The 4,245-nt window shown below is 35.2% G+C and carries 3 protein-coding genes and 1 pseudogene; 1 reads left to right on the top strand and 3 read right to left on the bottom strand.

The window, feature by feature from the left end:
• Positions 1-88: 88 nt before the first annotated feature.
• The 3 genes from D1839_RS19975 to D1839_RS19985 all read right to left on the bottom strand — a co-directional run bounded on the left by D1839_RS19975 (position 89) and on the right by D1839_RS19985 (position 3,555).
• Positions 89-439: a hypothetical protein gene (locus tag D1839_RS19975; RefSeq protein WP_120381516.1), complete on the bottom strand. Its 351-nt coding sequence runs from the start codon at positions 437-439 to the stop codon at positions 89-91.
• A 27-nt stretch (positions 440-466) separates the two neighbouring features.
• The gene (locus D1839_RS21200; protein ID WP_286164876.1) at positions 467-2,308 is read right to left on the bottom strand and encodes a T7SS effector LXG polymorphic toxin; all 1,842 of its coding nucleotides are present in this window, start codon (positions 2,306-2,308) and stop codon (positions 467-469) included.
• A gap of 845 nt (positions 2,309-3,153) precedes the next feature.
• Positions 3,154-3,555 (bottom strand): hypothetical protein, encoded by a 402-nt coding sequence (locus tag D1839_RS19985; protein ID WP_120381517.1) that lies wholly within the window; start codon positions 3,553-3,555, stop codon positions 3,154-3,156.
• A 196-nt stretch (positions 3,556-3,751) separates the two neighbouring features.
• Between D1839_RS19985 and D1839_RS21055 the strand changes: the two are divergent.
• A pseudogene (locus tag D1839_RS21055) lies at positions 3,752-4,245 on the top strand (site-specific integrase); the annotation flags it as partial.

The raw sequence follows: 4,245 nt of genomic DNA on the forward strand, positions 1-4,245 counted from the left end.
ACGCCCGCTTCTCCACGTAAAGCCTGTATATTTTATTGTGTGCAATTCCCATTTACACAAAATAGTTTATACTCCCTAATAAATTGATTTAAAATTCATTTTCATTATCATCATAATCCTGAAGTTCATTTAATATCTCTTTTAAACGTATAATACTATTTTCAAATTCATGTATAGAAATTTCTTCATAACTTGATGCACCTTCTCCGAACACATCATTATCATATATCTTAACCACTGCACCATCAGATTTTAATTTCTTAATTAATTGTTGTAGCTTTTCAAGTTCATCTATATCATTAGCATCTACTTCAGCTAGAACTTCTTTATTTTCAATAGTTGATTTTAATTTCGAGAAACTCAAACCAGTGTGCTTTTTAATTGTCATTAAATACTTATTTATATTATTTGCTTCAACCTTTATAGCAATTTTATTCATCTTCTTTCCTCCCTCTCTTTGCAGTATTTAGAACTCCTCCATATAATTTGGATTCACTGGTTTGCCTGGAGAATTTTTATGATAACTTCCACCATGCCACCCTTTTAAATGTTCGCTAGGAGTTGCGGGATATATTAATTCACCTTTATTAGATATATGTGGATAATTCTTTGCATTGAATGTATGATGACCAATGATTGGTTTACCATTGTATTGAGGCTTTTTTCTATTTAAAATATCTTCAATTTGCTTGGAAGTCCAATTTCGTGTTGGAGTATCATTCTTTAAAATTCTTTTCTTTTCTTGTTTCCAAAAATTATTAACACCAGTAGCCCTACGCTTCATAAACCTCTTATTCCACTGATATCTTTTATATTCACTTTTAGTTACTGAGCGCTTTTCAATTTTCTCCTTTATAATTAACTGCTGTTTTCTACTTAAAGAATTGTAAGGTGTTTTTTTTGGAGTTAAATCAAAGTTTCCTATATCCTTTATAGTAAAGTTTTTACCGACTGTATTTCTCTTTTTAACTTTCTTCGCTGTATGTTTACCCTTATTTGCAAATTTAATAACTCCGCCAGCTTTAATCAGTTTTAAAGGTTTTCCCACTGGAAGAATAGAAGCTCCCGCCCATATTCTTTCCCCCACAGAGGCTTCTGAATCAAGAACCGTATTCACATCATCCAACACAACGAAATCTAAAGCCTCTTTGGAAAGTTTTAAGCCAGCTTTTCCGGTCTTATATCCTGCTAATCCTACGTGTAAACCTGCTTTGACAATCCCTTCAGTAGCTTTTTCCACCCAGCTCTTTTCCGGCTCTTTTGGCTTGTGTCGATCGGCAGGAATCGTATCCACTAATTCATATTCTACACTTCCAGATTCGGATTGATATTTTCTTACGATTCTACCATCCACCAATGTATAGTAAGTTCCCTGTCTCACTTTTTTATAGTCCGAAACCTTTACTGCGGAAATTACTTGGTGTTCAATTGTAGTAAATTCCCTTGTAGTTAAACGATCACCCGATGCCGCTACAGCTGCATGCATAGCTCGGTAGCTGTAATCCATGGTTTTTAATCCAAAATGTTTCTGTAAATACTGAACCGGAATAGCAGCAAACCGACTATAGCTATAAAGTAGAAGCTTACCTGCTTCGCCGAGCACTGCCTCTAGCCCAATTGCGTTCCTAATAGCTTTATTTTTGATTCCAGATATAAGTTCTTGATGAAACTTTTGATCATCTAGCTGTCTGGATTGATAACTGCCAATACGTATCTTCCCATTGTTTCCTAGCTCACGGATTTGAGTCATATAATTCTTCATCGTCCGTATATCTTGTTCTATGGGATCTAGCTTAGCTGTATTATGGCGGTCAAAGGCGTGGAGTTTCTCTATCGTCTGTCGGTTCATCTTTTTCCCATGCTGTACTTTATCTAGGAACTCCCCATCGTCTATATCGCGAATGTTAACAATATCTTTGATCGAGTGCAGAACAGCATTTGCCTCATCCGTTATCGCCATGGTAATCTGTTCCATTCGCTCAAAACTTCGTTGCACATCTTGAGAAAGAAAATCCTCGCGAATAACTCCATCTTTGTTTGGTTCCATGTCTTGAATTGACTTTTTCATTTCTTGTAACGCATCGGAGTAATTCGTAATAAAACCCTCTAGAAACAACAGAAACGGCATGTGTACCTCTTGATAGAAGGCACGAATAGAATTAGCCGTTTTCCCTTTAAACGCATCCTCCAAAGCTATTATGGTTTCTATGTTCTTCTGGATGTTTTTTACTTGTGTATGTATTTGTTCTAGCTGCGATATGGTTTTGTCGATATAGCTATGAAGGTCGCTTACATAAAGCGCCTTAATAAACCTCTCCTCCTATCCCCATTGGTAATAACTTCAATGTAACCCCTTTAGTTGCATTATACTAAAGGCATGAAATATATGGAACTGTTTATGGCAAAACTACATATAAGTGGCAGTATAAAAATAAATCTGACGTGTGGGAATATACGCCAGATCAACTGCGAGAAATGACTGCTAAAGTATGTACCAGGTATTTGCATAAGGCTGTGGGATTTGAACAAAAGAGAGCGACTTATATTAATTTTGTGCCCGACGGATGTGGGATAAACCATGACCACCTGCCGGATGGGCGGTCATGGTTCCATTAGAATCTTGTCTTTCTCTTGTTAAAATTCACTCTTAGTTAAAAAACGCCTTATTCTTCTAAAACGCTATTTTTTTCTCATAATACTGTCTAATAAAGTATGTCTATACCTTTCACTAAAGAATTTTCTAATTACATATCATAGCTCCAGCTCTTTTTAACACCAAATAAATACCAAAAATCTTTCTTCTTTTCTATTGGGAAAGTATATATAGTCCTGCTCCCCCTTGGCCAATCCATGAACTGTTCATGACTAGGCGCTTTATCATGCCTTCTCCTAACTCTGAGTGAATGTGGTTGAGCAGTAGCACTATACCAGTAGTCAATATTCGGATATGCCTTGCTTATTGGAATACCTACTGAGTGATCAACTTTCCAGTATAAATAGTCTTTCTTTGCAAGTGACCCATTTAGCTTAATACCTTTAGAACTTGCTTTACCTACATATTTTGTATTAGAGCACGATGCGCTATTGCAACTATAGGTACGTCCTACACTAGGCCATAATTTTATAGATCTCGGATTACTCTAAATTGAGCATTCACGCGCGCCTCAGTTCTATGTTGCTATTTTTAGTAAAGCTTCTGTTGTCGCCTTTTAAGTATTTATGTTTACTTAAAAAATTTTTATTTTCAACTGATTTATACGGTATAAAAGTTCTATAAGTAAAGCTGAAAAAATTAGGAACAGATGATAATGATTTTATGTTTTTCTCGCTACCTATTATCTCAGACATAATAGGATCTTTCTTTAAAGACTTTTCTTTATTAACAGGTGTTGAAATTAAAGTTGAAATTTCTCCTCCATAAGTATAGTCTTCCTTATTTAATTTATCTTTGTCTAAACCGCTTTCTTTTAGCTTTTTATTAGCTCTTTTTTTAGCATCTTCTGAGACGACGTTTTCAACTTTTATAGCGTATTTGTACTCCGTTCCAGGTTTCACATTTTTATCAATATAACTTAAATCTTTTGTTTCGGCAATTTTCTTTTCATTTTTAAATACTTCATATGTTTTATAATCTCCTCAACGTCTTTGGTGTTAAAAATAGAAGCAATCACACTTAAACAAGCACCGAAAAACCCCAAACTTATACTAGAAAACAAAAGAACGCCTTCTAGCGCCTTGTCGAAAAGGGGAATTGTTAGCTTTAACTTGGGGAGACATAGATTTTGAAAATAATACCATCAATATAGATAAAACAGTTTACAACAGAATTATAACAAAACCAAAAACACAATCATTAACACGTAAAATCATCATGCCCAATCATGTTATGACTTTACTATCGAGATTTAAAGCAAACGTAAAACCAAAAATGTCCTATGTAGTATTTGGGGAATTTCACGACCACATATCTACCACAACATTGGATCGCAAATACGCTTACTATGTAAAAGAATCTGGGGTGAAAAAATAAGGTTGCACGATTTTAGGCATTCGCATGCCAGCTACTTAATTAACAAAAACACTATTGTCTCCGTCATAGCCCAAAGGCTAGGACACGGAAACGTCGCAACGACATTAAATACTTACAGTCATCTTTATCCCTCAACCGAAAAGGTTCTATGTCAAATGTTGGGGTGGAGTGAGATGGAATCTCACCTACCCAACATGACTTCCAATTTTTTTATA

It is taken from the genome of Roseburia sp. 1XD42-34 (genome assembly GCF_009917385.1).
GTDB lineage: Bacteria > Bacillota > Bacilli > Bacillales > Amphibacillaceae > Virgibacillus.

Bases quoted from the DNA above. Each gene is read 5' to 3' on its own strand.
- D1839_RS19975 (WP_120381516.1), bottom strand. From the start codon at position 439: ATGAATAAAATTGCTATAAAGGTTGAAGCAAATAATATAAATAAGTAT.